The organism is Paeniroseomonas aquatica (genome assembly GCF_030409335.1).
GTDB lineage: Bacteria > Pseudomonadota > Alphaproteobacteria > Acetobacterales > Acetobacteraceae > Belnapia > Belnapia aquatica.
Map to the genome: position 1 here is coordinate 21794 of NZ_JAUFPN010000206.1, position 25226 is coordinate 47019.

Genomic DNA, 25226 nt, shown 5'->3' on the forward strand with positions numbered 1-25226 from the left:
GCCGCGGCGCTCAGCCCTCGGGCGCGGGTTCGCCCTGGCGGGCGCTGCCGAAGCGGGCGAGCAGGGCGTACATCGCCTCGGCCGCCGCCGCCACCGCCGCCGCCTCGGTCCCCTTGGCCACCAGGGCGACGCCGCCGCCGGTGCCGCGGTAGTAGGGATAGCTGCCGAGATCGAGGCCGGGGTGCTGCGCCTGGATGGCGGTCAGCCCGTCGGCTATCTGCCCTTCGTAGACGTAGTCGGCATGGACCGTATGGGAGAGGATCGGCTGGCCGCGTTCCAGGCTTGGCGCCAGGGCCTCGAACATCGCCCGCATGATGCGCGGCACCCCGGCCATGACATGGACATTTCCCATGCTGAAGCCGGGTGCGGTCGTCTCGCTGCAACGGATCGGCACGGCGCCCACCGGCAGGGTGGCCATGCGCAGCCGGGCGGCGTTGAACTCGACCGGCGGGCTGCGGCGGGCGTAATCCTCCGCCATCAACGCGCGGGTTTCCGCGTGCACCTCCCAGGCCACGCCGAAGGCGCGGGCGACGCATTCGCTGGTGATGTCGTCATGGGTCGGGCCGATGCCGCCGGTGGTGAAGACATGGGTGAACCTGGCACGGACCTCGTTCACCACGCCGATGATGGTTTCCGGCACATCCGGGATGACGCGGACCTCGCGCACGGGGATCCCGAGCTCCCCCAGCCTGGTCGCCAGGAATTGCAGGTTGGCGTCGCGGGTGCGGCCCGAGAGGACCTCGTTGCCGATGATGAGGATGCAGGCGGTGGGGTTGTCGGTCATGGCGGCTCCGGGCCCGGGGGGGGGATTGGCCGGCAGGGTAGACCCAGTCCGGCGCCAGGGGCAGTGGGGGCTGGCGTATCAACCCATGGCGATCGCCTGCGGCAGCTCTCCGCACGATGCCGATCGCCGCCACCCCGATGCCCGCTACTGCTGGAAGTTCAGCCTCAGGCCCGGCTCCGGCCACTGCATCTGGCCAAGCTGGCCGGTGCCCGACAGGGTGACGGTCGCGGTCCGCATGTCCGGGCCGCCGAAGCAGATGTTCGTCGGATGGGTGTCCGGCATCCTCACCTCGTCCAGCACCTGCCCGGCCGGGGAGAAGACCGTGATGGTGCCGGCCACCAGCGTCGCCACCGCGATGTTGCCGGAGGCGAGCACCGCCAGGCTGTCGAAGCGGCAGAAGGCCGAGAGGTCCCCGATGCAGCGGCCGCCATGCGGGGAGGGGAAGGGCTGCTTCCGCAGCACCCCGGGACTCTCGATGTCGAAGGCCCAGAGCCGGGCGGATTCGGTGTCGGCGACGTAGACGACCCGCTCGTCCGGCGAGAGGCCGACACCATTGGCGCTGAGGATGGGATAGGCGATCTCCCGCACCGAGGAGCCATCCGGCAAGGCGTAGTACAGCCCGCCATGGTCGCGCGAATGATCGTAGCGCTTGCCGAGGTCAGTGAAATAGAAGCCGCCCTGGCGATCGAAGACCAGGTCGTTCGGGGCCGAGAGCTTGTGGCCGTTGCACATGTAATAGAGCAGGCGCCGCTCGCCCGTGGTGGGGTCGACCCGCTCCACCGTGCCGGTGACATAGTCGGCGGCCGGGCCCTGGCCCATGAAATGCCCGGGCTCGTAGCGGCTGCCGCCGTTGTTGCAGAGGTAGAGCGCCCCATCCGGCCCCCGCGCCAGTCCGTTCGGCCCGCCGGAGGACGGACCGAGCCGGGTCACCGTGCCGTCGGGCGTGACGCGGGTGACCGCGCCGCCCTTGATCTCGGTGAGGATGATGCTGCCATCGGCCATGGCGACCGGGCCTTCGGGGAAGCCGAGGTCCTTGGCCAGGATGCGGATATCGGTCATGGGGTTTCCTGTCGTCCGGTGGATCAGCGGATGTGGTCCAGCACCTCGGTGCGGAAGCGCTGCATGTCGGCGGCGGCCTTGCCGGCATCGCGGCCCTCGAAATCGAAGTCGAGCCCGGTGACGCCGATGCGGCGCAGCGCGGCGATGTCCTCCAGCACGCGGGCGATGCCGCCGGTGAATAGCCGGCGGTGGCCGTCGCTGGCCGGCGGCGCCTCCTGGCCGTGGCGCTTCACCCGGTAGACCACGCCGATATCGGCCGGGTCGCGTCCCGCCGCCCTGGTCAGCTGGCGCAGCCGGGCGATGCCGGCCTCCAGCCGCGGCAGGGTATCGAGCAGATGCGCGTTGTTGCTGCCGATCGGGTACCAGGCATCGCCCAGCCGGGCGGCGCGGCGCATCGAGGGACCGCTCTCGCCGCCGACCCAGAATGGCGGGTGTGGCTGCTGCACCGGCTTGGGGTCGAAGACCATGCCGGCGCCGAACCGCACGTACCGGCCTTCGATGCTCGGCCGCGCCTCGGTCCAGAGGGTGCGGAAGGCGTCGAGGTATTCATCCGTCACGGCGCCGCGCTCGGCGAAGGGGGTGGTGACCACCGCCTCGAATTCGGATTGCAGCCAGCCGGCGCCGATGCCGACGGTCAGCCGCCCGCCCGAGAGGACGTCGATGGTCGCCAGCATCTTCGCCGCCAGCACCGCCGGCCGGTGCGGCACCACCAGCACCGCGAGGACCAGCCGGATGCGCTCGGTCTTGGCGGCGATATAGGCGGCGGTGGTGAGCTGCTCGTGCCGGTGGCCGGGGTCGGGCGAGTAGAATTCGCCGCTTTCGGAATAGGGGTAGCCGGCCACGCTGGCCTCGGGCAGCACGAGGTGGTCGGTCAGGGTCAGGTAGTCGAACCCCAGGCCTTCGCCGAGCTGGGCGATGCCGACCATGGTCGCCGGCGCCGCCATGGGCCCGCTGACCGGCAGGTTGAACCCGATCTGCATGCGTGCCTCCCCCCTTTTGCCGGGCAGGCTGCACCCGGCGGGGTCAGTCAGTCCAGCGGCGCATCCGGCGCGGTGCACGGGGGCAGGCGGCGCCTCCCCGCGATGCGATTGACACCCGTGCGAGGCGGCACCTACCGTTTTGCCAAGGGATGAACGGGATGGAAATCATGTCCAGCAAGCGGACGCCTCGCTTCGCCTATCAGATCGGCGCGGTCGGGGAGCCGGAGCACGACGACCGCGCGCTCTACCGGGAGGCCCTGGCGGATGCCCGGCTGCTGCAGGAGACCGGCTACGATGCGGCCTGGATGGTCGAGCATCATTTCAGCGACTACTACCCGCAGCCCAACCCGCTGCTGTTCCTCTCCCATGTGGCGGCCGCCTGCCCGGGCCTCGGCCTCGGCACCTCGGTCATGGTGCTGCCGTGGTACGAGCCGGTGCGCTTCGCCGAGGATCTGGCGATGCTGGCCAACCTCAGCGAGGGCGAGCTGCACATCGGCATGGGCCGCGGCACCGCGAAATCCGAGTACGATGCCTTCGGCATCGGCATGGAGACGGCGCGGGACCGCTTCCGCGAGACCTGGGAATTCACCCGCCGTGCCATGGTGGGCGACGCCTTCACCTTCGCCGGCCGCTACGCCACCCTCACCGAGCCGACCCGCATCCGCCCCGCCTTCGGCAACCGCCGGCCGAATTTCTACGGCGCCATCGGCAGCGTCGAGAGCGGCGGCATCATGGCCGACCTTGGCCTGCCGCCGCTCTGCCTCTCGAGCTTTCCCGATGCGATCCTGCGCAAGATCCTCGACACCTGGCGCAGCCGCAGCGCCGCCGCCGGGCATCCGACCGACGTGACCTTCCCGATCTCGATCAAATGCTTCGTGGCGGAGACGGATGCCGAGGCGCGCGAGCAGGCGCTGCGCTACCTGCCGGAGTTCTTCGCGCTGCAGGTGCGGCACTACCAGTCCGATGATGCGCCGTGGGGCAATATCGAGGGCTACCAGCAGTTCAACCGGATGTTCGCCAACCTGCGGCGGCTGAGCGACCCGGCGAACCTCGACGGCTACCTGGCGCAGAACCTGGTCGGCTCGCCGGAGACGGTGGCGAGGCGGGTGCAGGAGATCGCCGAACTCGGCTTCAACTACTTCGTCATCAGCAATGCGACCTACGGCGTGCCGCGGGCGGTGCGGCACGCGACCATCCGGCTTTTCGCCGAGGAGGTGATCCCCCGGGTCCGCGGCATGGCCGTGGCGGCCTAGCCCGCTTTCGGGTGGCGCCGACCTGGGGCCTCGTCGCGGCGTGGCGGGGCAGGCTAGGGTCCCGCATGCCCCATGCCCCCGCCGCCCTGCCGAAAGCCGCCCCGCCGCGGCTGCCCCCCTTGGCGCCGATGCCCTGGGCGCTGCTGGCCGCCGCCTGCCTCGGGATGTTCGCGGCATCCTCCTCCGGGACCACCCGGGCACCTTTCCTGATCGACATGGCACGCGACCTGTCCACCAGCCTGCCGATGGTGGCCAACCTGATGGCCATGACCTCCATCGCCTGGGGCGTGGCTTCGCTGCTGGCAGGGGCGGGGTCGGACCGCTGGGGACGGCGGCCCTTCCTCATCGGCGGCCCGCTCGGCCTCGCGGCCTGCATGGTCGGCGCCGCCTCCTCGGGCAGCTACGCCGGGGTCGCGGCCTGGGCGACGGCCGCCGGTGGCTTCGCCGGCAGCTATACCGGCGTGGTCATGGCGGAGGCCTCGGCCCGGGTGGTCGACCGCCAGCGCGGCAGGGCGCTGGGCTGGGTGATGGCGGGGCAGTCGCTGACGCTGCTGGTCGGCGTGCCACTGGCGGCCTGGATCGGCGCCTATGTCGGCTGGCGCGGCGTCAACCTCTGCGTCGGCGTGGTGGCGCTGGCCGCGGCGCTCGGGCTCTTCGTCACCACCCTGGCGCCGGTCGATGGCCCGCGCGCCGCCGGAACGCTGCGGCCGAGCTACCGCTCGGCCATGTCCGGCCCGGTCATCCGGCTACTGGCGATGGGCGTCGCCGAGCGCATCTGCTACGGCCTGACCGCCGTCTACTTCGCCACCTTCCTGCAGTCGAGCTACAGCCTGTCCTTGGCCGGGGTGGCGGTGCCGCTGGCGACCTTCGCCCTGGGCAATATCCTCGGCACCATCCTCGGCGGGCAACTGGCGGACCGGCTGCCGAACCGGTTGATGACCTTCGCCCTGGCCATGTTCGGCTCCGCCGCCATCGCCCTGGTCCTGTTCACCTGGACCGCCGGGCTGGTCGTCTCGGTGGCGCTGGGCTTCGGCTATGTTCTCGTGAATGCCCTGGCCCGGCCCAGCCTGATGGCCGCCCTGGCCAATGTCCCGGACGAGGTGCGCGGCACGGTGCTCGGGCTCAACGTGACTTCGGCCTCCTTCGGCTGGCTGGGCGCCGCTTCGCTCGGCGGCTGGATGATGGCGGAGTTCGGCTTCTTCGGCTTCGGCCCCCTGGCGGCCGGCATCGGTGTGCTGGGCGGCGCGCTGGCGCTGGTCGGGCGGCGGTAGCGGCCTCACTCCGCCGGGGCGAACAGCTCCTCCACATCCGCCTCGGTCAGCTTCAGCGCCCCGCCGTGCTCGGCATCCAGCACCGAGGCGACCAGCGCCCGCTTGCGCTCCTTCAGCACCTCCATCTTCTCCTCGATGGTGCCGAGGGTGACCAGGCGATGCACGAAGACATGCTTCTCCTGGCCGATCCGATGCGCCCGGTCGGTCGCCTGGTCCTCCACCGCCGGGTTCCACCAGGGGTCGTAGTGGATGACGGTATCGGCGGCGGTCAGGTTCAGGCCGACGCCGCCGGCCTTCAGGCTGATGAGGAAGACCGGCACCTCGCCGGCCTGGAAGCGGCGCACCGGGATGTCGCGGTCCTTGGTCTCGCCGGTCAGCAGCTCGTGCTCGATGCCGGCATCGGCCAGGCGCCGCTCGATCAGCTCCAGCATGGAGGTGAACTGGGAAAAGAGCAGCACCTTCCGCCCCTCCTCCAGCATGGTTTCCAGCATCTCCATCAGCCGGTCGAGCTTGGCCGAACCGGCCCGCGCATCCCGCGCCGCCTTCAGCTTCAGCAGCCGTGGGTCGCAGCAGGCCTGGCGCAGCTTCAGCAGCGCATCGAGGATGATGATGCCCGAGCGCGACATGCCCTTCTCGGCGATGGCGTCCTTCACCCGCGCATGCATCGCCAAGCGGATGCCCTCATAGACGCCGCGCTGCGCCGTCCCGAGCTCCACCGGCTCGGTGATCTCGGTCTTCGGCGGCAGCTCGGTCACCACCTCGTCCTTGGTCCGCCGCAGCAGGAAGGGCTTCACCCGCCGGTGCAGCATCGCCTGCTTCTCGGCATTGCCCGCCTTCTCGATCGGGTTGCGGAAGCGGCTGCGGAAGTCCTTGGCGCTGCCGAGAAAGCCCGGCGCGACGAAGTCGAACAGCGACCACAGCTCGCCCAGGTGGTTCTGCAAGGGGGTGCCGGACAGGCACAGCCTTTGCCGCGCCTGCAGCCGCAGCGCATGCCGCGTCGTCTCGGCATTCGGGTTCTTGATGGTCTGCGCCTCGTCGAGGATGACCACGTGCCAGGACTGCAGCGTCAGCACCGCATGGTCGCGGGTCAGCAGCGGATAGGTGGTCAGCACCAGGTCATGCCGGGCGATGCCGCCGAACTGCTCCGCCCGGTTCGGTCCGTGCAGCGCCAGCAGCTTCAGGTCGGGGGCGAAGCGCGCCGCCTCCCGCGTCCAGTTCGGCACCAGGCTGGTCGGGCAGACGATCAGCACCGGCCGGTCGAGCCGGCCGGCGGCCTTCTCGATCGCCACATGCGCCAGGGTCTGCACGGTCTTGCCGAGGCCCATGTCATCCGCCAGCACGCCGCCCAGTCCGGCGGCGCGCAGCACCTGCAGCCAGCCGACGCCCTGCGCCTGGTAGGGCCGCAGCGCACCGTGGAAGCCCTCCGGCAGCGTCACCTCGGGGATGGCATCGCCGGCCTCGCGCAGCTGCCGCCCCAACAGCCGCAGCGAGTCGCCGCCCAGCCAGGGCAGCCCTGACTCCGCCTCCAGCGCCGCCAGCTCGGCCGCGTCGTGCGGGGTGAAGCGGACCTTGCCGCCCGGCCCCGGGGCGGGGCCGATGCCGCCGCCGGAGAAGATCTCGATCAGCGCCAGCATGATGGGGCGGACCCGGGCGCGCGGCAGCGACAGCAGCCGGCCATCCGGCAGCGGCACCAGGAAGGGTGCATCCTCGTCGCCGTCCTCGGTCCGGGCCAGCGCCGCGCCGGAGCCGTTGGCGATGAGCATGACCAGGATGGGGATGAGGTCGATCCGCTGGCCGCCGACGACCACGCCGAGGTGCAGCTCTAGCCAGTCGATGCCGGAGCCTTCGGTGAAGCCGGGGCCGGCCTCCACATCCGCCACTTCGAATTCGGACGGCTGGTCCTCCTCGATCGTCTCGGGCTCCGGCGCCTTGGCCTGCCCGCCGCCAGGCTCCAGCATCACCTCGAGCGGCCCGTCGGGCTCGACCAGCCGGATCGGGAATTCGGCGGCCACCTCCACCTGCCAGCCGGAATTCCGCAACGCCGGCACCTCGCGCGTCAGCACGTGCAGCCAGTCGGTGCCGTCGCTGTCGTCGTCCAGCACGAAGTCGGTGCCGTGGCGGAAGGCGATCGGCACCGGCGCCACTTGGTTGACCCGGGCGAAGCCGATGCCGGTCATCCGCCGCAGCACCGCCGCCTCGGCCTTCTCGTCCCGCTGCAGCCGGTAGAGCTTGCCCTCATGGGTGATCACCGCCGGCGGCTCCTCCCGGCCGAAGGGCAGCACCAGCGGGCCGTAGCCGAAGGCCAGTTGGGCCAGGGGGACCTCGTAGCTGCTGCCGGAGAAAGGGTAGCGTCGGGTCGACCGCTGCGCCGGGTCGAAGGGCAGGCTCGCCTGGGTCAGGCGGAGGTGCACCCGCGGCGGTCCGCGCAGGGTTTCGGGCGGGCCGAGCGCCGCCGGGGCCGCGACCGCATGCTCCGGCAGCCGGCGGGCGAGTTCGGCGGCCACCTTGGGCGCCGCCGCGGCCGGGATGGGCGGTGCCGCCAGCAGTCGCACCGCGACGCCCTGGGGCACGCCGGGATCGACCGGACCGATCGCGCCGCTGGCGGTATCCGCATACCAGGGGGAAGGGAGCATGAAGCCCAGCAATCCGGGATCGAGCTGCACCGCCGCCCGCTGGTTGCCGTCGGCATCGGCCACCCAGCCGATGCTGCCCTTTCGCTCCGGCGCCTCGGCCACCACCGGGCCGATCACCTCGGCCCAGTGCGCCCGGCCGGTGGCGACGATCCGCCGCAGCAGGTCGGCCGGGTCCTCGTCGCGGTCGAGCGTCGGCGCGCCATAGCCGAAGCGGGCCAGCCGCCGCAGGATCAGTTTGTCCGAGGCCCGGAGGTAGTGCGCCGGCATCTCCACCTGCCGCGGCGCATAGGCCCGCGGCGCGCCGAAGCCGCCGTCACGCCGCAGGGTCACGGTGCAGCAGGAGACCTGCAGCAGGCCGCCGGCAGCCGGTCCCGGCACGACCTCAAGGACATAGAGCAGGCGTTGGCGAATGGTGTCGGGGTAGGCCTCCAACGCGGCGTCCTTCGTATCGTTCAGGGAATCGAGCCAGGCCATGACGTCGTAGGATAGCGCAGCCGGGGCTGCCGCAGGTGGGGATGGGTCGGGCGGTTTTGCAGGACCGGAGGCATCGGGCGCTGTCGCCGCGCCGGTGGCCGCCGCCTGTCGCCGCCGGGAGGCAACCAGCACCGCCGCCACATGCTTGCAGTTCAACCCGACGGGGCAGGTGCAGAGGCCGGTGAAGCCGACCTGGCCCTGGGTATCGGGCCGCAGGGTGATGGTCTGGCCATAGGGCCGCCGCTGCGTCCCCTGTGTCTCGGCCTCGATCCGGCGGCCATCCTCGGCCCAGCTCAGCCGCCGCACCCGGCCCTGGCTGACGTAGCGGTGCCCGGCGACGAGAGCATTCGAGGACATGGCGCGAAGGATCTCGGCATCCTCGACCGGGCGGAGCGACGCCGGGGGGATTGTGTCGCGCTTCTGCATGCCGCGCCATCATGCCGCCCGGCAGGCCGCAGGACCAGCCCGGCGGGGCTGGCCCACCGACGATCGACCGTTGCGTGTGTCGTCGACGGGGCTTCGGGCGAGGCCGACCTTGGGCCTAGGCGCCCGGCGGACAGGCCCGTGCCGGATTGCCAGAGCAAGCTTGCCGCACCCGCCTGCGGCGCCGCGGGCTAGAGGCGCCGCAATGCCTGGATGGCCTGCGCGATATCCGCCGCGGCGCGGCCCACCTCGGCGACGCCGAGGCTCTCCCGCGCCCGCCCGACCGCATCCAGCGCCTTGCCCAGGGCCGGCTGCGGCGACATCGCCCGGCCGTCCTGGCAGCGCAGTTCCAGCTCCGCGTTGTCGAGCTCCACCCAGGCGGCATCGAGTCTGTCCTGCTTCAGACCATCGCCGACCGCCTGCAGGGCATCGATCGCGGGCATGATCTCCGGCGCTGCGGCACCGGCCTCGGTGGAGACCGGCCGGTCGATGCGGACGACGGGACCGCCGCTGCGGGGGCTGTGGGACGCCATGGTGATATCGCACCCTTTCGCTGCGCCGGTGCTTCGGCCTCAACGCCGCAGCATGGCGCGGTACGCCTGACACCCGCCACGGCGGGGCAGTCACATCGGTGCCACCAGGCGGGCGGCATGCATGACCAGCCGAACATGCACGCCAAGGGTCACCGCAAGGTGAAGCGAACCGGCACGGTCAGCTCGACCGGGTTGCCGGCCAGCTCATCGGGCGGCGGCGGCAGCGGCGAGGCGTTCTGGATCATGGTCTGCACCGCCTGATCCAGGGAATTGTCGCCGGTGCTGCGTTCGATCCGGTAGCCGACGACGGTGCCATCCCGCGCCATGCGGAAACGCAGCACGGCGACGCCTTCGGCACGCCGCCAGCGGGCATCCTCGGGGTAGCGGCGATGGCGCTCCAGCGCCCGCAGCAGCAGCGCGGTGTAGCTGGGCGACGGGGCGCCGGAAACCCGGGCCGGCGCCGCCGGTGCCGCGGGTGCGGCAGGGGTCGGCGTGGGGGCAGGGGCCTCGGCGGCCTGCGGCAGGGGTGGGCGCGGGACCGGCGGACGATGCGGCGCGACCGGAACCCGGGGCGCCGGCCTGGGCGGCGGCGGCGGTGGCGGCGGCAGGGGCAGGGCGGCAAGTTCCTCCGGCGGCGGCGGAGGCTCGACCGGCGGCGGCTGCTCCTGCGGCGGTGGCGGCTCCGGCATCGCCTCCGCAACCGGCGGCGGCGGCTGCTCGGGCGGCACCTCCGGCGGCGGGGGCTCCGGCGGGGCGACCTCGGCCGGGGCGGTGGCCGGTTCCGCCACGGGCTCCGGCACCGGCGGCGCCTCTGGCGTCACCGGCATGGGCATCTCGAGCAGCATCACCGGCTGCGGCGCGGCCGCCGGTTCCGTCACGGCGGTCAGCACCGCGGCGCCGGCGGCGAGGTGGACGACGGCCGAGGCAGCCCAGGCCAGGTGGCGGGCATTCGCCATTCCTCAGCGGCCCGTGGCGGCAGGGGACGGCGCGGCCTGGATCGACGGGGACTGCGCCGGTGCGCCCGGAACCGCCGGCGCATCGCCGCCAGGCATCGAGACCAGCGCCACCTTGGCGATCCCGGCCCGCTGCACCAGGCCCATGATGCGCAGCACCTCGCCGTACTCGATGCCGCGGTCGGCCCGGAGATGCAGGGCCCGGTCTGGCGATTCCGTGTGCAGCGCGACGAGCCGCGGCTCCAGCGCCGCGAATTCCAGGGCGTCGGGACCGATGAAGAGTCCCCCCTCGCGGGTCATCGACAGCTCGAGCGGCGGCTGCGGCGGGCTCAGCGGCGCCGCCGCGGTACGCGGCAGGTCCACCGCCACGCCCGCCGTCAGCATCGGCGCGGTCACCATGAAGATCACCAGCAGCACCAGCATCACGTCGACCAGCGGCGTGACGTTGATCTCGGAGACCGGATGCGCGTCGTCGTCCGTGTCGCCGATGGGCTGCATGCTCATGCCGGCTCTCCCGCGGCGCGGCGGCCGCCGGCGATGGCGGGGCGCCGGGCCAGGCGGCTGGCGAGGCTGGCGGCGGCGGCACCGGCCTCCTGGCGGATGCGGGAAAGCTGAACGCTGCAGCGGTTGTAGGCGATGACCGCCGGGATGGCGGCGACCAGGCCGATGGCGGTGGCGAACAGCGCCTCGGCGATGCCCGGCGCGACGGTGGCGAGGCCGGTGTCCTGCTTGGCGGCGATGCCGAAGAAGCTGTGCATGATGCCCCAGACCGTGCCGAACAGCCCGACGAAGGGGCTGACCGACCCGATTGTGGCCAGCAGCGGCAGGCCCGGCTCGGCCTTGCGCAGGGTGGCGGTGACGGCGACGCGCATGGTGCGTTCCAGCCGGTCGCGGAACTCGCCCGCGGTCTCCGCGGTATCGCGCCCCTCGCGCCATTCCGGCAGGCCGACGCGGAGCACCCGGGCGGACATGCTCTCCTCGCCCCGGGCCTCGCCTTCCGGCGGAACGATGCCGCCGGTCGCCGCCAGCGCGGTCAGGGTCCTCGCCTCGCGCTTCAGGCGGCCGAGCACGACGGCCTTCTCGATGATGATGGCCCAGCAGGCGATGGACGCGAGCGCGAGGGCGGCCATCACCGCCTGCACCACCGGATCGGCGTTGAGCAGCAGGCTTTGGATGGTGAAATCGGCGCCATTGTTCATGCGGGGTGCTCCTTCGAGCGGGGCTTGAGGCGGCGGCGGTTGCGGCGGCGTAGCAGCCAGGCGGCAAGGCCGGTGACGAACAGCACCGGCATGGCGAGGCCGGAAAGGAAGACCAGCAGCCGTCCGGTCCAGCCGAGCAGCGCCCCGCCGTGCAGCCAGCGCTGCATCGCCAGCGCCTCCTCGCCGGCGGAGCGGGTGCGCGGGCCGCGCTCCTCCAGCACTTCGCCCGACCAGGGGTCGATGGTGATGAAACTGCGGGCGCGGACCTCCGGGCTGCTGTCGGCCGGGCGGGTGGTGACCTGCCAGGACTGGCGCTGGCGGGTCGGCAGCAGCACCCCGGTCACGACCTGCCCCGGCAGATGGGCCAGGGCGGCGGCGGCGGCGGCATCGGCATCGAGCCGCATCGGCTCGCGGCGCGGCGCCGGGCCACCCTGGCTCGGCGCAGCCTGCAGCATCGGGCTGCCCGGTGCCGGCGAGGCGACGCCGACGAGCGGGCGGAACCAGTTGGGGAAGATCAGCACCACCCCGGAGAAGGCCACCACGGCCAGCACCACCGCCATCCAGATGCCGATGACACGGTGCAGGTCGAGGTTGAACACCACGCTCGGCCGGGTGCGGATGGTCACCAGCGCCCGGGCGAGCGAGCCCTGATTCGGCCACCACAGCCAGATGCCCGAGGCCGAGAACAGCACCATCAGCACGCCGAGCCAGCCCACCGCGTCCCGCCCGCCCCAGTCACGCATCAGCAGCGTGTCGTGCAATTGGCGCGTCACCGCGATGAAGCTGCCGCTGCCGTCGCGTTCGCCCAGCAGGGCGCCGGTGGCGGGGTCGAGATAGGCGGTCGGCGCGCTGGCCCCGCCGCGGACCCGCGGCGGCGAGACGATCCAGACCGGCCAGACCGCATCGGGCGGGCGGACGGTGCCGGCGGTACGGCCGGTGGCCGTCTCGGCCAGCCGGAGGATGGCGCTGTAGCCGAGTTCCGGATTGGCCGGGCCGGTCGGGCGGTACAGCGCGGGGTTCAGCGCCGCGTCGATCTCCCGCTGGAAGGACAGGATGCTGCCGGTGACGCCGATCACGACGAGTACCAGGCCCAGCACCAGCCCGGCCCAGCGGTGCGCCAACAGCAGCGCCCGGCTGACGGTGAGGCTGCGGCGCGCGACCGCGGCGTCCTGGAGGACCGCGCTCACGCGTCGGCCCAGCGGCGCAGGAGGTTGTGGTACACGGCAGTCAGCTCCGTGGGCGCGGCATGGCCAGGCGGCAGGTTCCCGCGGGCCCGGTTGATGGCCATGTCGAGGTCGAACAGCAGCCCGCGCTGGCCGTCGTCGCGCACCATGCTCTGGACCCAGAAGAAGCTGGCGAGGCGCGAGCCGCGGGTGATGGGGGCCACGCGGTGCAGGCTGGTGGCGGGATAAAGCACGGCATCGCCGGCCGGCAGCTTCACCCGGTGCTCGCCATAGGTGTCCTCGACGATCAGCTCGCCGCCGTCGTAGCTCGCGGGGTCGCTGAGGAAGAGCGTGCAGGAGACGTCGGTGCGGATGCGGGTGCCCTGTCCGGGCACGATCCGGATGGCATTGTCCACATGGGCACCGAAGGTCATGCCCGGGTCGTAACGGTTGAACAGCGGCGGGAAGACCTTCAGCGGCAGCACGGCGGAGATGAACAGCGGCGTGCGCTCCAGCGCCGAGAGCACCAGCTCGCCCAGCGCCCGGTGTTCCGGACAGCCCTCGGGGATCTGCAGGTTGTCCTTCACCTGCGCGGATTGATGTCCGGCGGTAACCCGGCCATCGACCCAGGGCGCGCGCGCGAGCAGCGCGTGCGCCTCCGCCAGCGGACCGGCCTTCAGAACCTCGGGGAGCTGCAGCAGCACCGCGTCAGAACCGCGCCGCGACGGTGGCGATGAAGGTGCGGCTGGCGCCCGGCACCACCTGCCCGCCGGTCACCTGGTCGTAGTAACGGCGATCGGTGAGGTTCAGGGCGTTGAGCTGGACCCGCAGGCCGCGGAAGCCGCCCTCCTTCGGCACCCAGGCGAGCGAGGCGTCGTAGCGGGTATAGCCTGGGGCGAAGTTGGTGTTGGTGGTGTTGGAATAGCGCCCGTCCACGTAGAAGGCGCCGCCGCCGAGGGTCAGGTCATAGGGCAGGTCGTAGGTCGACCAGACCGTGGCGGTGTGCTTCGGGGTATTCGGGATGTTGCGGCCGACCTCGGCCGGCACCTTGCTCTGGACGATCTGGCCGTCGAGGAAGGTGTAGCCCGCCAGCAGGTTCCAGTTCTGGGTGACGCGGCCGAGCATCGAGACCTCGAAGCCATCGACCCGCTGGTTGCCGGCGAGGCTGGTGATGCCGCTGGCCGGGTCCGTCGTCCGGGCGTTCTCCTTCTCCAGCCGGAAGACAGCGCCCTTGACCTCGACGCGGCCGGCGATGTCGTAGGAGGCGCCGATCTCGTAGCTCTGGTTGCGCTCCGGCGCCAGGTCGGCGGTGGTCGCGGTCAGGGTCAGGAACTCGCCCGAGGGATTGAACGAGGTGCCGGTCGAGAAGTAGGTGCGCAGCCCGGGGATCGGCTTGAAGACCAGCGCGGCGCGGTAGCTGGCGAGGTTGTCGTTGCCCTTCAGCCGGACATTGTCGAGGAAGCTGCGGTAATCGGTCTCGAAGTGATCGAAGCGGCCGCCCAGCAGCACCTCGAACATCTGGCCGATCTTGATCTGGTCCACCGCGAAGGCGGCGGCGCTGTCCGAGGTGACGCTGACGCGCGAGCGCAGGCTTCGGGTCAGGTTACTGGTGTTGTCGAAGTAGTTGGGAAAGAAGAGGTTGGCATTCGGGCGAGGGCCGAAATACCGCGTGGTATGGTTGGTGTCGCGGCCGAATTCGGCGCCCACCAGCGCCGAATGCTCCAGCGGGCCGGTGCGGAAGTTCAGCACCAGCTCGCTGAGGTTGTTGTAGCCGGTGTCGGTGGCGTCGCGGAACTGCGCCTCCCGCAGCACCGTGGTGGTCGGGATCTGCGCCAGGCTGGTGGGCGTCGCGTTGAAGCGCGGTGCCGTCGCCTGCAGGTCGCGGTCGTAGTTGGAGAAGCGGAAGGTGTTGCGGACGGTGACCTCGTCGCTGAAACGATGCGAGAGCCGGGCCGTCAGTACATCGGTGGTCAGCCGCTCATGGTCGACGCCGGCGGTGCCGTAGTAGTTGTTGCGGTTCACCGCGGCCGGCCGGCCGAACAGCCAGGGCAGGCCATAATCCGGAACGTTGTTCTCGTACTGGTGCAGGTAGTGCACGGTGAACTGCGTGTTGGTGCCGAGCCCGAAGGTGACGGAAGGGGCAATGCCGTAGCGGCTGTTCTCGACATGGTCGCGCCCGGCGACCTGCTGGGTCAGTGCCATGGTGTTCAGCCGGACGCCGACCGTGCCGGCGTAGAGGTTCACGTCGCTGGTGGCGCGAACGCCGGCGGGCGAGAAGGCCTGCAGGCTGAGCTCGCCGAAGTTGCGGGCCTGCGGCAGGCGCAGCGTCTGGTTGATGACGCCGCCGGTGGAGCCGCGGCCGAACTGGATCGAGGAGGGGCCCTTCAGCACCTCGACGCTGTCGAGGTAGAAGGGGTCGCGGGTGTATTGCCCGATGTCGCGCAGCCCTTCGATGAAGAAGTCGCCACGCGCGCTGAAGCCGCGGAGCGTGAGGTTGTCGCCGGAGGCGCCGCCCTCGCCGGCGGCGAAGCTGATGCCGGTGACGTTGCGCAAGGCTTCCCGCAGCGTGGTGCCGGCACGCTCGTCGATCAGCGCGCGGGGGACGACGGAAATGGTCTGGGGAGCGTCGGCGACGGTGGTCGGCAGGCGGGCCGCCGGGACATTGGCGCCGCTGTAGCTGGACGGCGCCTGGGTCTGGACATTCATCTCCGGCAGCGCCAGGTCGGCGGCCGGCGGGGTCTGCGCAGCGGTGGGCATCGCGGCCGCGAGCAGCCCGAGCCCCGCGAGGCCGAGGCTGGGTTCGAGGCTTGGGATGGGGTGGCGGAGCGACATCGCGTGCATCTTCCCGGCTGCGGTGCCGCTTCGATAGAGACGATGAGAATGACTCGCAATAGCAATTCGTAACGCAGTATGACCGGCCGGTGGGTTGGGCCATGCCATGGTTCTAGCCCTGGCCGGAGGTGGCTAGGCGGCCGGCGACCGCCGCGCCGATGGCGCGGAGCTCCGGCTCCGGCCGTGCCGCCAGCCGTTCGGCCATGCTGGCGAGGAAGCCGCCCGGGCTGCCCTCGATCGCCTGGCTGAACCAGTCCACGGCGGCGGCGACTTCGCCACGCGCCGCGAGCAGGGTGCCGAGGTTGAACTTCCCCCGGAAGTCGCCGGCCTCCGCCGCGCGGCGGTAGAGCGCCGCGGCTGCCGCCGGGTCGGGCTCGGTCTCCCAGCCCTCCTCGAGGAAGCGGCCGAGGATGTTCAGCGACTTCGCATGGCCCTGGGCCGCAGCCCGGCGGTACCAGTGCAGGGCCGCGGCCGGATCCGGGCCAGTGCCGGCGCCACGCCAGAGCAGGGCGGCATAATTGTACTGTGCCCAGTCGAGTCCCGCCTCCGCCGCACGGCGGAAGCATTCGAGGGCGGCGGCGGTATCGACCGGCCCGCCCCAGCCCAGCTCATGGCAGCGACCCAGCAGGTTCAGCCCCGCCATGCTGCCGGCCTCGGCGGCGCTGCGGAACCAGACCCGGGCGGTGGCAGGGTCGGCCGGCAGGCCGCGGCCGTCGAGCAGGATCTGGCCCAGCAACAGCTGCGCCTCGACCATGCCGTACCGGGCCGCGGCGGCGATCCAGTGGGCCGCTTCGGCGGGTTCGCCGTTGAAGGCCGCGACCAGCTCCGCCTGGGTGGCGGCTGCCAGCTGGTCGAAGGTGACCGGGGGCGGGCGGTGGCGTTGGGACATGCGGGCCTGGGCCGGTGCGGACCGTGGCGTCGCGCGGATCAGTGGCTGCCGCATCCGCACCGCCGCCGGGCGGCGATGCGGAGGGCGGGAGGGGGGGCAGGGCGGGGCAGGGGGAGGCTCGGCATGGTCGCAATGATCCCGGCTATGGCAGGCAGCCTAGGATTTCTGCGAATAACTCGCAATAGCAGGACGCATCCCCTTACCGAACCCGCCACTCCTCGACCCAAAGCGAGGTCGGGTTCAGGTGCCCGGTCGGCCGCACGCCCTCCAGCCAGCGTGGCCAGATATGGGCATCGGCGCGGAACCACAGGGGCAGCTCCGGCAGGTCCTCGGCAAAGAGGGTCTGGAACCGCGACCACAGCAGGCGGCGCTTGTCGCGGTCGAGTTCCTGCGGCAGGGCTTCCAGCAGCGCGTCCATGGCCGGATTACGATAGCCGCCGTAATTCTGCCCGGACCAGTTGCGCGCCTCGGTCGGGATCTCCTGGGAATGCAGGGTGGAGCGGGGCACGTTCTCGGGCGCGCTGATCCAGGCGAACAGCGCGGCGCCGGTGAAGCGGCGGCGCGACAGGGTCTCACCGAACAGCACCCGCGGCGGCTCGTTGCGGATGCGGGCCTCGATGCCGGCCTGCTTCCACATGGCGGCCATCACCTGCTGCACCGATTCCCGGGCCCGGTTGCCGGCGGTGGTCATGAATTCGAAGCTCAGCCGCTCGCCGGCGGCATTGCGGCGGATGCCGTCGGGGCCAGGGCGCCAGCCGGCCGCGTCCAGCAGGGCGCCGGCGCGGGCGGCATCGAAGGGCCAGTCCGGCGCCGCCGGATCATGCATCGGGTCCAGGGGGTTGACCCCGGTCCGGGCGACCACCTGCCGGCCCTCGAACAGCCGCGCCACGATCTGCGCCCGGTCGATCGCCAGCAGCATCGCCTGCCGCACCCGGCGGTCGGCCAGCATCGGCGTATCGAGCCGCAGGTCGAGGTGCTCGTAGATCAGCCCCGGCTTGTACTCGATCCGGAAGCGCTGGCCGCTGCGGCGTTCCAGCGCCGCCGCCTGCTCCACCGGCAGGCCAAGCTCGCCGGCGATCATGTCGAGCTGCCCGGCCAGCAGCTGCGCTTCCATGGCGGCGGTATTCTCGACCGTACGGATCTGGATGCGGCGGAAGGCCGGGGCGGCGCCGCGCCAGGCCGCGTTGCGCTCCAGCGTCACCCCCGCGCCGGGCTGCACCGCGGTGATCCGGTAGGGACCGGACCAGAGGGCGGGGTTGGCGGTCTCGGTGTCGTAGGCGGTGCGGTTGCGGTAGGCACGCGGATCGGCTTCCCAGCGGGCGCGGTCGACATGCGTCGGCAGCGGCTGGAAATCGCCGAGCGAGGCGAAGTCGAAGGTGACCTTGTCGAAGCGCAGGGTGAAGCTGCGGGCATCCTCGACGATCATCTCATAGGCCGAGCGGAAGAACTCGGCCGGGCCGAGCCCGGTCGTCGCCTCCCGACCCGCGTCGTAGGCGAAGCGCAGGTCGGCCGTGGTCACCCGCGTGCCGTCGCCCCAGCGGGCATCCTCGCGCAGCCGCCAGGTGACGCGGAGGCCGGGCTTGCCCTCCGGCGTGGTCTCCCGCACCGCGCCGCCGTTCTCGAGGCTGGGCAGCGTCTCGCAGGTCATGCAGCCGAGCTGCCAGTCCGGCCCATAGGCGGTGACCGGGCGGCGGGTGAAGCCGAGGACGTAGGATTTCGCCGCCATCGCATCGAAGTTGGGATGGAAGGTGGAGGGGTACTGGCTGATGCCGATGGTCAGGCTGTCGCGCGGCTGGGCCTGGGCCTGGGCTTGGGCTTGGGCTTGGGCGACGGCCGCCGCCCCGAGCAGCGCGAGGGTCAGCATGCTGCGGCAATGCATCGGGCGACCTCCCATTGCGAGGACCGGGCCTGAGCCGCGCTCCGTCGTCCCTCCGGCACCCCGGCGCACAGGCTCGAGGCCCGTGCCCGGGTAGACCGATTGTCCAGGCCCGGCGCTCCGCCCGAGGCCGGGCCGTCGGCTGCTACTCCATCCCCTTCGGCTTGGCCTCGGCCAAGCTGCCGATGCCGCCGTGGGACTGCGACCAGGAGACCGGATTCTCCAGGAATTTGCGCACTTCCTTCAGCGCCTCCTCGGAGAAATACGGCCGCTCCCGGCACACCTCCAGCACGTCCCACCAGGTGCAGAGGTGATGCAGGTTGAGGTCCATGGCCTTCATCGTCTCGAAGCTGCCGGGGAAGACCCCGTAGTAGAAGACGACGAAGGTATGGTTGCAGAGCGCGCCCGCATCCCTCAGTGCCTGGGCGAAGGCGATCTTGCTGGCACCGTCGGTGGTGAGGTCCTCGACCAGCAGGGTCTGCTTGCCCTCCGGCACGTCGCCCTCGATCTGGGCATTGCGGCCGAAGCCCTTGGGCTTCTTCCGGACATAGGCCATGGGCGCCATCATCCGGTCGGCGATCCAGGCGGCGAAGGGGATGCCCGCGGTCTCGCCGCCGGCCACCGCGTCGATCGTCTCGTAGCCGATGTGCCGGCCGATCTTCTCCACCGCCAGCTCGCAGATGCGGGCCCGGGCGCGGGGGAAGTAGATGATCTTGCGGCAATCGATGTAGACGGGGCTCTTCCAGCCCGAGGTGAAGGTGTAGGGCTCCTCGGGGCGGAAATTCACCGCCTTGATCTCCAGCAGGATGCGCGCCGTCGTCAGCGCGGCGTCCCTGTCCCAATCGGAAGCGTGTTGCATGGCCATGGCGCATTCCTCTGCCGGCGGCGGTTGGCGCATCCGTAACCGGGGCGCGGCGGCGCGTCCATGACCGAACCGGAGGTTTGGGTGCTGGCCGATCCCCGCGCCGGCACCGCGGCCCAGGCGTTGGGAATCGCCGAGCGGCTCGGGCTGCCGCACCGGGTGGTGCCCCTGGCCTGGTGTCCGCTGGCCCGGCTGCCCATCCCCTGGCCCAGCCTTGCCGGCCTGACCGCCGGGACCCGCGCGGCCATGCGGCCGCCCTGGCCCCGGCTGGTTCTCTCGGCCGGGCGTCGCTCCGCCCCGGTCGCACTCTGGCTGGCGGGGCGGGGCGCCCGCACGGTGCATTGCATGCGCCCCGGCTTCGGCGCGGGCCGCTTCGACCTGCTGGTGCTGGGCCGGCACGACCGGCCCGGGGATGCCGCGAATATCCTGCCCATCCTCGGCGCCTGCCACCGGATGTCGCCGGACCGGCTGGCGGCGGCGCATGCGGCATGGGCGCCGCTCGAGCTGCTGCCCGGCCCGCGCGTCGCCCTGCTGGTCGGCGGCAAGGTGCGGGCGGAGGGCATGGATCCCGCGACCGCTGCCGCCCTCGGCGCCCGGGTCGCGGGCTTCGCCGGCAGCATCCTCGCCACTACCAGCCGCCGCACGGGCGGCGCGGCGACCGAGGCGCTCGGCGACGCGCTGGCGGCGCGGCCGCACCGGCTGTTCCGCTGGGGCGATGCCGGCGGCAACCCCTTCGCCGGCTTCCTCGCCTGGGCGGATGCCGTGGTCGTCACCGGCGACAGCGTCTCCATGCTGTCGGAGGCTCTGGCCACCCGTGCCCCGGTCTTCATCGCCGACCCCGGTGGCCTCGGCCCGCGGCACCTGCGGCTGCATGCCAGCCTTTATGCCGCCGGCCAGGCCCGGCCGCTGGACCAGGCGCCGGTACCCTTCGCCCGGCCGCCGCTGGACGAAGCCGCTCGCGTCGCCGCCGCCATCCTCGCGCGGGGGTGGGCATGAGCGGGGGTTACCGAAACCCGGCCTGGCGCGAAGTAAGGGCCATGCTGCAAGCCATCCTCCATGCCGCCTTCCCGCCGATGCCGCGCAATCCCCGCGCCCGGCCGCTGCCCATCCGCTGGCCCTGGCGCGACCGCGCCGGCCGCGTCTCCGCCCTGCGCGCCGTGGTGCTCGCCCTGGCCCTGGCGCCGGCGCTGATCCTGGCGGGGCAGGGGGTCCTGCAGGAGCTCGGGCCGGAACCGGCCAAGGCCGCGCTGAAGGAGCTTGGCCTCTGGACCATCCGGCTGCTGCTGGTCACCCTGGCGGTGACGCCGCTGGGGCGCATCCTGGCCTCGCCGCAGGTGCTGAGCCTGCGGCGGATGCTGGGGCTGACCACCCTCGGCTATGCGCTGCTGCATCTGCTGCTCTATGCCGCCGACCAGAATTTCATCCTGCCGCGCATCGCCCTGGAGATCCTGCAGCGCTTCTACCTCACCATCGGCTTCGTAGCCCTCGCCGGGCTGGTAGTGCTCGGCTGGACCTCCACCGATGGCTGGATGCGCAAGCTCGGCCGGCGCTGGAAGCGGCTGCATGGCGTCATTTTCGGTCTGGCCGCGCTGGGCGTGTTCCATTTCTTCCTGCAGTCGAAATCGCAGCTCTGGGAGGCGATCCTGGCGGCGGGCTTCCTCGCCTGGCTGGTGCTGTGGCGATTGCTGCCGCGGGGCGTCCAGGCGCATCCGGCGGCGCTGCTGGCGCTGGCCCCGGCCGCCGGCCTTGCCGCCGCCGGCCTCGAGTATGCCTGGTATGCGCTGGCGACCAACCTGCCGGCCCAGCGCATCCTGGCGGCCAACCTCGACATCGACTTCGGCCTGCGGCCTGCGGTCTGGGTCGCGGTGGCCGCCGTGGCGATGCCGCTGCTGGCCTTCCCCGGCTGGGTGCGGCTCAGAAATAGCGGGCGAGGTTCGCCCGGATCCGCTCCAGCACCGGCTGGTGCGGATCGGGCAGCGGGAAGCGCTGGCCGGTGATGGCCTCAAAGACGCTGATGTAGATCCGGGCGGCCTCGAGGTTGATCTCGGCCGGCACCTCCGGGAGGTCGTCCTTGTAGGGGTCGCAGCGGGCGACCACCCAGGTGCGGACGAAATCCTTGTCGAAGCTCTCGGGCGGCTGGCCGGCGGCGAAGCGCTCCGCATAGCTGGCGGCGAACCAGTAGCGGCTGCTGTCCGGCGTGTGGATCTCGTCCGCCAGCACGATGGCGCCGGCCTCATCGAAGCCGAATTCGTATTTGGTATCGACCAGGATCAGGCCGCGCTCGGCGGCGATCTCCCGGCCGCGGGCGAACAGCTTCAGGGCCAGGGCGCTGACCGCCTCCCATTGCGCCTGCGTCAGCAGCTTGCCGTCGACGATCTGCGCCGGGGTCAGCTCCTCGTCGTGGCCGGCGTCGAAGGCCTTGCTGGTCGGCGTCAGGATGGTCGCCGGCAGCTTCTGGTTCGGCCGCATGCCATCGGGGAAGCGGTGACCGTACATCTCCCGCCGGCCGGCCTTGTACATGGTCAGGATGGCGGTGGAGGTGGTCCCCGCCAGGTAGTCCCGCACCACCACCTCGACCGGCATGATGGTCAGCCGCTTGCAGCGCAGCACGCAGGGGTCGGGGTACTCGAGGACGTGGTTCGGACAGATGTCCCGGGTGCGGTCGAACCAGAAGCGGGCGATCTGGGTCAGCACCTGGCCCTTCAGCGGCACCGCGGTGATGATCCGGTCGAAGGCGCTCAGCCGGTCGGTCGCGATGATGATCCGGCTGCCGTCGGCCAGGTCGTAGTTCTCCCGTACCTTGCCGCGGTAGTGATTCGGCAGCTCCGGGATGGTGGCGTCGCGCAGCACGTGGCCGGCGTAGGGGGCGAGGTCGGCGGTGCTGGTCATGCGGCTGTCCTGAGCGGAATGTCGCCGTCTTATACCGCATGATCGCCCCCGGTTGAGCATGACCCCTCTCTGCGCCATGGTGCCGCCGAGGAGACCCCGCATGAGCACCCGCAAGAAGTACCGCATCGCCGTGATCCCGGGCGACGGCATCGGCCAGGAAACCACGCCCGAGGGCCTGCGTGTGCTGGATGCCGCCGCCCGCCGCTTCGGCTTCGACCTGGAGCTGGTGCATTATGACTGGTCCTGCGAGGTCTATTCCCGGACCGGCAAGATGATGCCCGACGACGGGCTGGAACAGCTCAGGCAGTCGGACAGCGTCTTCCTCGGTGCGGTCGGCTGGCCCGGCGTGCCGGACCACGTCTCGCTCTGGGGCCTGCTGATCCCGATCCGCCGGGGGTTCGACCAGTATGTGAACCTCCGCCCCTGCAAGCTGCTGCCGGGGGCGACCACGCCGCTGGCCAATCGCGGGCCGAAGGACATCGACTTCTACGTGGTGCGGGAAAATACCGAGGGCGAGTACAGCTCGGTGGGCGGAAGGATGTTCCCGGGGACGGACCGCGAGTTCGTCTCCCAGCAGTCCATCCTGACGCGGATCGGCTGCGACCGGGTGATGAAATACGCCTATGAGCTGGCAATGACCCGGCCGCGGCGGAAGCTGACCAGCGCCACCAAGTCGAACGGCATCACCTTCACCATGCCCTACTGGGACGAGCGCTTCGCCGAGATGGGCAAGAACTACCCCGGGGTGACGACCGACCAGTTCCACATCGACATCCTCTGCGCCCATTTCGTGCAGCACCCGGATTGGTTCGACGTGGTCGTGGGCTCCAACCTGTTCGGCGATATCCTGTCGGACCTCGGCCCGGCGGTGGCGGGCTCGATCGGCATTGCAGCCTCGGCCAACATCAACCCGGAGAAGGCCTTCCCCAGCATGTTCGAGCCGGTGCATGGTTCGGCTCCGGATATCGCGGGTAAGTGGATCGCCAATCCGATCGGCCAGATCTGGTCCGGCGCAATGATGCTGGAGCACCTGGGGGAAAAGGCGGCGGCGGATGCCATCGTCTCGGGCATCGAAAGAATGCTAAGCGAAGGCGGCCCCCGCACCCGGGACATGGGCGGCCAGGCTGGCACGGTGGATGTGGGCAAGGCGCTGGCGGAGGCGGTCGGTCGCGCCTAGCGCAGCATTCGAAAGCCGGTGGCGGCGCCGGCAGGAAGGCGCCGCCGGCGCATCCGGTCACGACCTCGCGGGTTCTCCGAGGTTCACGAACTGACCTTCCCCTTGCCAGGCGGCGGGGTTCCCTGATCTACAGGGATATCCCGGCAGCGCGGCAATGAGGCGGAATTGCAACGAACCGGAACAAAGGGGCGAACGACCCTTGAAGGACCGGTCCGGCCCCGTTAGCATGGCCTTCTGTTGCGAGTGGTTCTTAATTGGCTCGCAATCGGAGGATCGCCGGATGGGTCGCATTGACCTCGACTTCAGCATTATTGGCCGTCGCTGTGAACGCGCGGTGGTGACCGCCTACCGGGAGCTGCGCGAAACCGGCAACGACGACCTGTCGTCCTTCCGTGCCTGCACCACCCTCTATCGCGTGCATCATCCGGAAGCCTCGGTGCAGGAAGCCCGCCGGTTGGTGGCCGAATGGATCGACCATCATGTCGTCCGCGGCGACAACGGTCCTACCGACGGCTGCGACTGCGACTGAGCCTCAGCAAGACGGGCTCCGCGCCCAGCCGATCGCGGCGCGCGCCAGGGCATCGATGCTATCCGCCACCGGAAAGGGCAAAGCCGGTCCGGCCGCCATCCCCAGCGGGATCTCGGTGCAGCCCAGCACCACCGCCCGGGCCCCCCGCATCACCAGCCGCTGCGCCACCTCGGCCAAAGGCGCGTAAGCCTCCGCCACCCGGTTGGCCTTCACCAGCGCAATGGCCGGGGTGACCTGCTGCGCCATCTCCGTCGCATCCGGCATCAGGCAGGACCAGCCACGGCCTTCGAGTCCCTGCTGGTAGAGCCGCATCGCCAGGGTCGCCGCCGTGCCCATGACGCCGATCGGGCCGGCAGCGACGCCGAGCCGGATCAATTCCGCCGCGGTGGCGTCGACGATATGCAGAATCGGCCGGTCCGTCGCCGCCTGCATGGCGGCATGCCAGCCATGGGCGGTGTTGCAGGGGATGGCGATGGCGCCGCACCCTGCGGCCTTCAGGCCGGCGATGCCGCGCAGCAGCATCGGCAAGGGATCCTCGCCCCCTGCGAGGCGGGCGGCGGTGCGGTCCGGTACCCGCGGGTCCGACCAGAGCACCGACGGAATATGGTCCTGGTCCCGATCGGCGGGTGTCAGCAGCGTGAGTCGCAGCATGAAATGGGCACTGGCCAATGGCCCCATGCCGCCCAGCACACCCAGGATCTTGCTCACGCGCCCGCCATTCCCGTCCGTCGGGCGGCAGTCTGCCTGATCAGGGCAGCCACATGAAGTTCGCCGTGGCACTGGCGCGGGAAATCAGCGCCCGCATGTCGGGATTGTTGTGGCCATCCTGGGCGATCAGCGCCTCCATCGGGCAGTAGAATTCATGCGCCTGCGCGATCTGGTTACGGGCAAAGCCTTCGTAGTGCCGGTTCTTGAGCCCGAAGACGACGCGAATGTCCCGAACCGGCAGGGTCAGTGGCTGGTGCGGCTCCGCCTTCAGGATTCGAATCAGCCGCCAGCGTGGCGTCGGATCCGGCTCCTGCGCCGGGCCGAGCAGCCAATCCAGCGGGCAACAGGCCATGAGGGACGAGGTCGTGGGCGAGAAGCGGGAACGCTTGTCGAGCAGGTTCTGCAGGGAGGAGCAGGCCTCGATGCAGAGGATGTCGACATAGAGGTCGGCCGGATCGGGGCTGAAATGCAGCCAGAGCCCGTCCGGCAAGGTTCGGAGCCGGTTCGAGCCCGGCAGCTTGAGGAAGGGCTGGTTGGTCGCCGCCAGGTCGCCGGGCCTGCCGCGAAGCCAGGTGCCGGGCTGCTTCGGACTGGCCATGACCCCGGGTGGGCGTTGCGGCCACTTCTTCAGTTGTGTGCGGACCTGCTGATCGAGGGTTTGGAGGGATGCGGAGCTGGCAGCTTCGCCCATTGAATGAGTCCTGGCCTAGATATGCAACTCAGAGCCGTAGTCTTGGTC

At 71.2% G+C, this 25226-nt stretch carries 23 protein-coding genes; 6 read left to right on the top strand and 17 right to left on the bottom strand.

Features of this window, described 5'->3' with window-relative positions:
* Positions 1–10: 10 nt before the first annotated feature.
* The 3 genes from QWZ14_RS28270 to QWZ14_RS28280 form a co-directional block, all read right to left on the bottom strand.
* Positions 11–784, bottom strand: coding sequence for a competence/damage-inducible protein A (locus tag QWZ14_RS28270; protein ID WP_290320400.1), 774 nt, complete (start codon positions 782–784; stop codon positions 11–13).
* A 144-nt stretch (positions 785–928) separates the two neighbouring features.
* Entirely contained in the window at positions 929–1843 is a 915-nt protein-coding gene (locus tag QWZ14_RS28275; RefSeq protein WP_290320401.1) for an SMP-30/gluconolactonase/LRE family protein, read from the bottom strand.
* Between the two features lie 23 nt (positions 1844–1866).
* Positions 1867–2823 carry a TIGR03619 family F420-dependent LLM class oxidoreductase gene (locus tag QWZ14_RS28280; RefSeq protein WP_290320402.1) on the bottom strand — a complete coding sequence of 319 codons (957 nt, stop codon included), beginning with the start codon at positions 2821–2823 and terminating at the stop codon, positions 1867–1869.
* Positions 2824–2990: 167 nt separating this feature from the next.
* Between QWZ14_RS28280 and QWZ14_RS28285 the strand changes: the two genes are divergently transcribed.
* Together QWZ14_RS28285 and QWZ14_RS28290 are read left to right on the top strand one after the other, a co-directional pair.
* Complete coding sequence (locus QWZ14_RS28285; protein ID WP_290320403.1) at positions 2991–4076, top strand: LLM class flavin-dependent oxidoreductase; 1086 nt, start codon at positions 2991–2993, stop codon at positions 4074–4076.
* 65 nt (positions 4077–4141) lie between these two features.
* A complete protein-coding gene (locus tag QWZ14_RS28290) occupies positions 4142–5347 on the top strand; it encodes an MFS transporter (protein ID WP_290320404.1) in 1206 nt (401 codons plus the stop codon).
* Between the two features lie 5 nt (positions 5348–5352).
* On the opposite strand, the gene QWZ14_RS28295 is transcribed toward QWZ14_RS28290, so the two are convergent.
* From QWZ14_RS28295 to QWZ14_RS28345, 11 genes are all read right to left on the bottom strand, one after another.
* On the bottom strand, positions 5353–8880 hold the full coding sequence (locus QWZ14_RS28295) for a DEAD/DEAH box helicase (protein ID WP_290320405.1): 3528 nt from the start codon (positions 8878–8880) through the stop codon (positions 5353–5355).
* A gap of 188 nt (positions 8881–9068) precedes the next feature.
* Positions 9069–9410 carry a hypothetical protein gene (locus tag QWZ14_RS28300; RefSeq protein WP_290320406.1) on the bottom strand — a complete coding sequence of 114 codons (342 nt, stop codon included), beginning with the start codon at positions 9408–9410 and terminating at the stop codon, positions 9069–9071.
* A gap of 149 nt (positions 9411–9559) precedes the next feature.
* Positions 9560–10366: an energy transducer TonB family protein gene (locus tag QWZ14_RS28305; RefSeq protein ID WP_290320407.1), complete on the bottom strand. Its 807-nt coding sequence runs from the start codon at positions 10364–10366 to the stop codon at positions 9560–9562.
* Positions 10367–10369: 3 nt separating this feature from the next.
* Positions 10370–10867 carry a biopolymer transporter ExbD gene (locus QWZ14_RS28310; protein WP_290320408.1) on the bottom strand — a complete coding sequence of 166 codons (498 nt, stop codon included), beginning with the start codon at positions 10865–10867 and terminating at the stop codon, positions 10370–10372.
* Positions 10864–11562, bottom strand: a complete 699-nt coding sequence (locus QWZ14_RS28315) for a MotA/TolQ/ExbB proton channel family protein (RefSeq protein WP_290320409.1) — start codon at positions 11560–11562, stop codon at positions 10864–10866. The genes QWZ14_RS28310 and QWZ14_RS28315 overlap by 4 nt, the downstream gene beginning before the upstream one ends.
* Entirely contained in the window at positions 11559–12749 is a 1191-nt protein-coding gene (locus tag QWZ14_RS28320; protein ID WP_290320410.1) for a PepSY-associated TM helix domain-containing protein, read from the bottom strand. Before QWZ14_RS28320 ends, QWZ14_RS28315 begins: the two co-directional genes overlap by 4 nt.
* Complete coding sequence (locus QWZ14_RS28325) at positions 12746–13429, bottom strand: Fe2+-dependent dioxygenase (protein ID WP_290320411.1); 684 nt, start codon at positions 13427–13429, stop codon at positions 12746–12748. Before QWZ14_RS28325 ends, QWZ14_RS28320 begins: the two co-directional genes overlap by 4 nt.
* Positions 13430–13433: 4 nt before the next feature.
* A complete protein-coding gene (locus QWZ14_RS28330; RefSeq protein ID WP_290320412.1) occupies positions 13434–15557 on the bottom strand; it encodes a TonB-dependent receptor in 2124 nt (707 codons plus the stop codon).
* 112 nt (positions 15558–15669) lie between these two features.
* Positions 15670–16446, bottom strand: a complete 777-nt coding sequence (locus QWZ14_RS28335) for a tetratricopeptide repeat protein (RefSeq protein ID WP_290320414.1) — start codon at positions 16444–16446, stop codon at positions 15670–15672.
* A gap of 199 nt (positions 16447–16645) precedes the next feature.
* Positions 16646–18325 (bottom strand): peptide ABC transporter substrate-binding protein, encoded by a 1680-nt coding sequence (locus QWZ14_RS28340; protein WP_290320415.1) that lies wholly within the window; start codon positions 18323–18325, stop codon positions 16646–16648.
* 142 nt (positions 18326–18467) lie between these two features.
* Positions 18468–19187: an orotate phosphoribosyltransferase gene (locus tag QWZ14_RS28345; RefSeq protein WP_290320416.1), complete on the bottom strand. Its 720-nt coding sequence runs from the start codon at positions 19185–19187 to the stop codon at positions 18468–18470.
* 60 nt (positions 19188–19247) lie between these two features.
* Here QWZ14_RS28345 and QWZ14_RS28350 point away from each other — a divergent pair, with 60 nt between their 5' ends.
* Positions 19248–20180, top strand: a complete 933-nt coding sequence (locus tag QWZ14_RS28350; protein WP_290320417.1) for a mitochondrial fission ELM1 family protein — start codon at positions 19248–19250, stop codon at positions 20178–20180.
* Positions 20181–20221: 41 nt separating this feature from the next.
* Positions 20222–21181, top strand: a complete 960-nt coding sequence (locus QWZ14_RS28355; RefSeq protein WP_290320418.1) for a protein-methionine-sulfoxide reductase heme-binding subunit MsrQ — start codon at positions 20222–20224, stop codon at positions 21179–21181.
* Here the strand turns inward: QWZ14_RS28355 and QWZ14_RS28360 are convergent.
* Complete coding sequence (locus tag QWZ14_RS28360; protein ID WP_290320419.1) at positions 21099–22073, bottom strand: phosphoribosylaminoimidazolesuccinocarboxamide synthase; 975 nt, start codon at positions 22071–22073, stop codon at positions 21099–21101. The two genes, QWZ14_RS28355 and QWZ14_RS28360, sit on opposite strands and share 83 nt — an antisense overlap.
* A 100-nt stretch (positions 22074–22173) precedes the next feature.
* Here QWZ14_RS28360 and QWZ14_RS28365 point away from each other — a divergent pair, with 100 nt between their 5' ends.
* Positions 22174–23250: a tartrate dehydrogenase gene (locus tag QWZ14_RS28365; protein ID WP_290320421.1), complete on the top strand. Its 1077-nt coding sequence runs from the start codon at positions 22174–22176 to the stop codon at positions 23248–23250.
* Positions 23251–23530: 280 nt separating this feature from the next.
* Positions 23531–23779, top strand: a complete 249-nt coding sequence (locus tag QWZ14_RS28370; RefSeq protein WP_290320422.1) for a hypothetical protein — start codon at positions 23531–23533, stop codon at positions 23777–23779.
* A 3-nt stretch (positions 23780–23782) separates the two neighbouring features.
* Here the strand turns inward: QWZ14_RS28370 and cuyB are convergent, their stop codons facing one another.
* Both cuyB and QWZ14_RS28380 read right to left on the bottom strand, forming a co-directional pair.
* Entirely contained in the window at positions 23783–24487 is a 705-nt protein-coding gene (gene cuyB, locus QWZ14_RS28375) for a cysteate racemase (protein WP_290320423.1), read from the bottom strand.
* 40 nt (positions 24488–24527) lie between these two features.
* Positions 24528–25085: a hypothetical protein gene (locus tag QWZ14_RS28380; RefSeq protein WP_290320424.1), complete on the bottom strand. Its 558-nt coding sequence runs from the start codon at positions 25083–25085 to the stop codon at positions 24528–24530.
* Positions 25086–25226 lie beyond the last annotated feature (141 nt).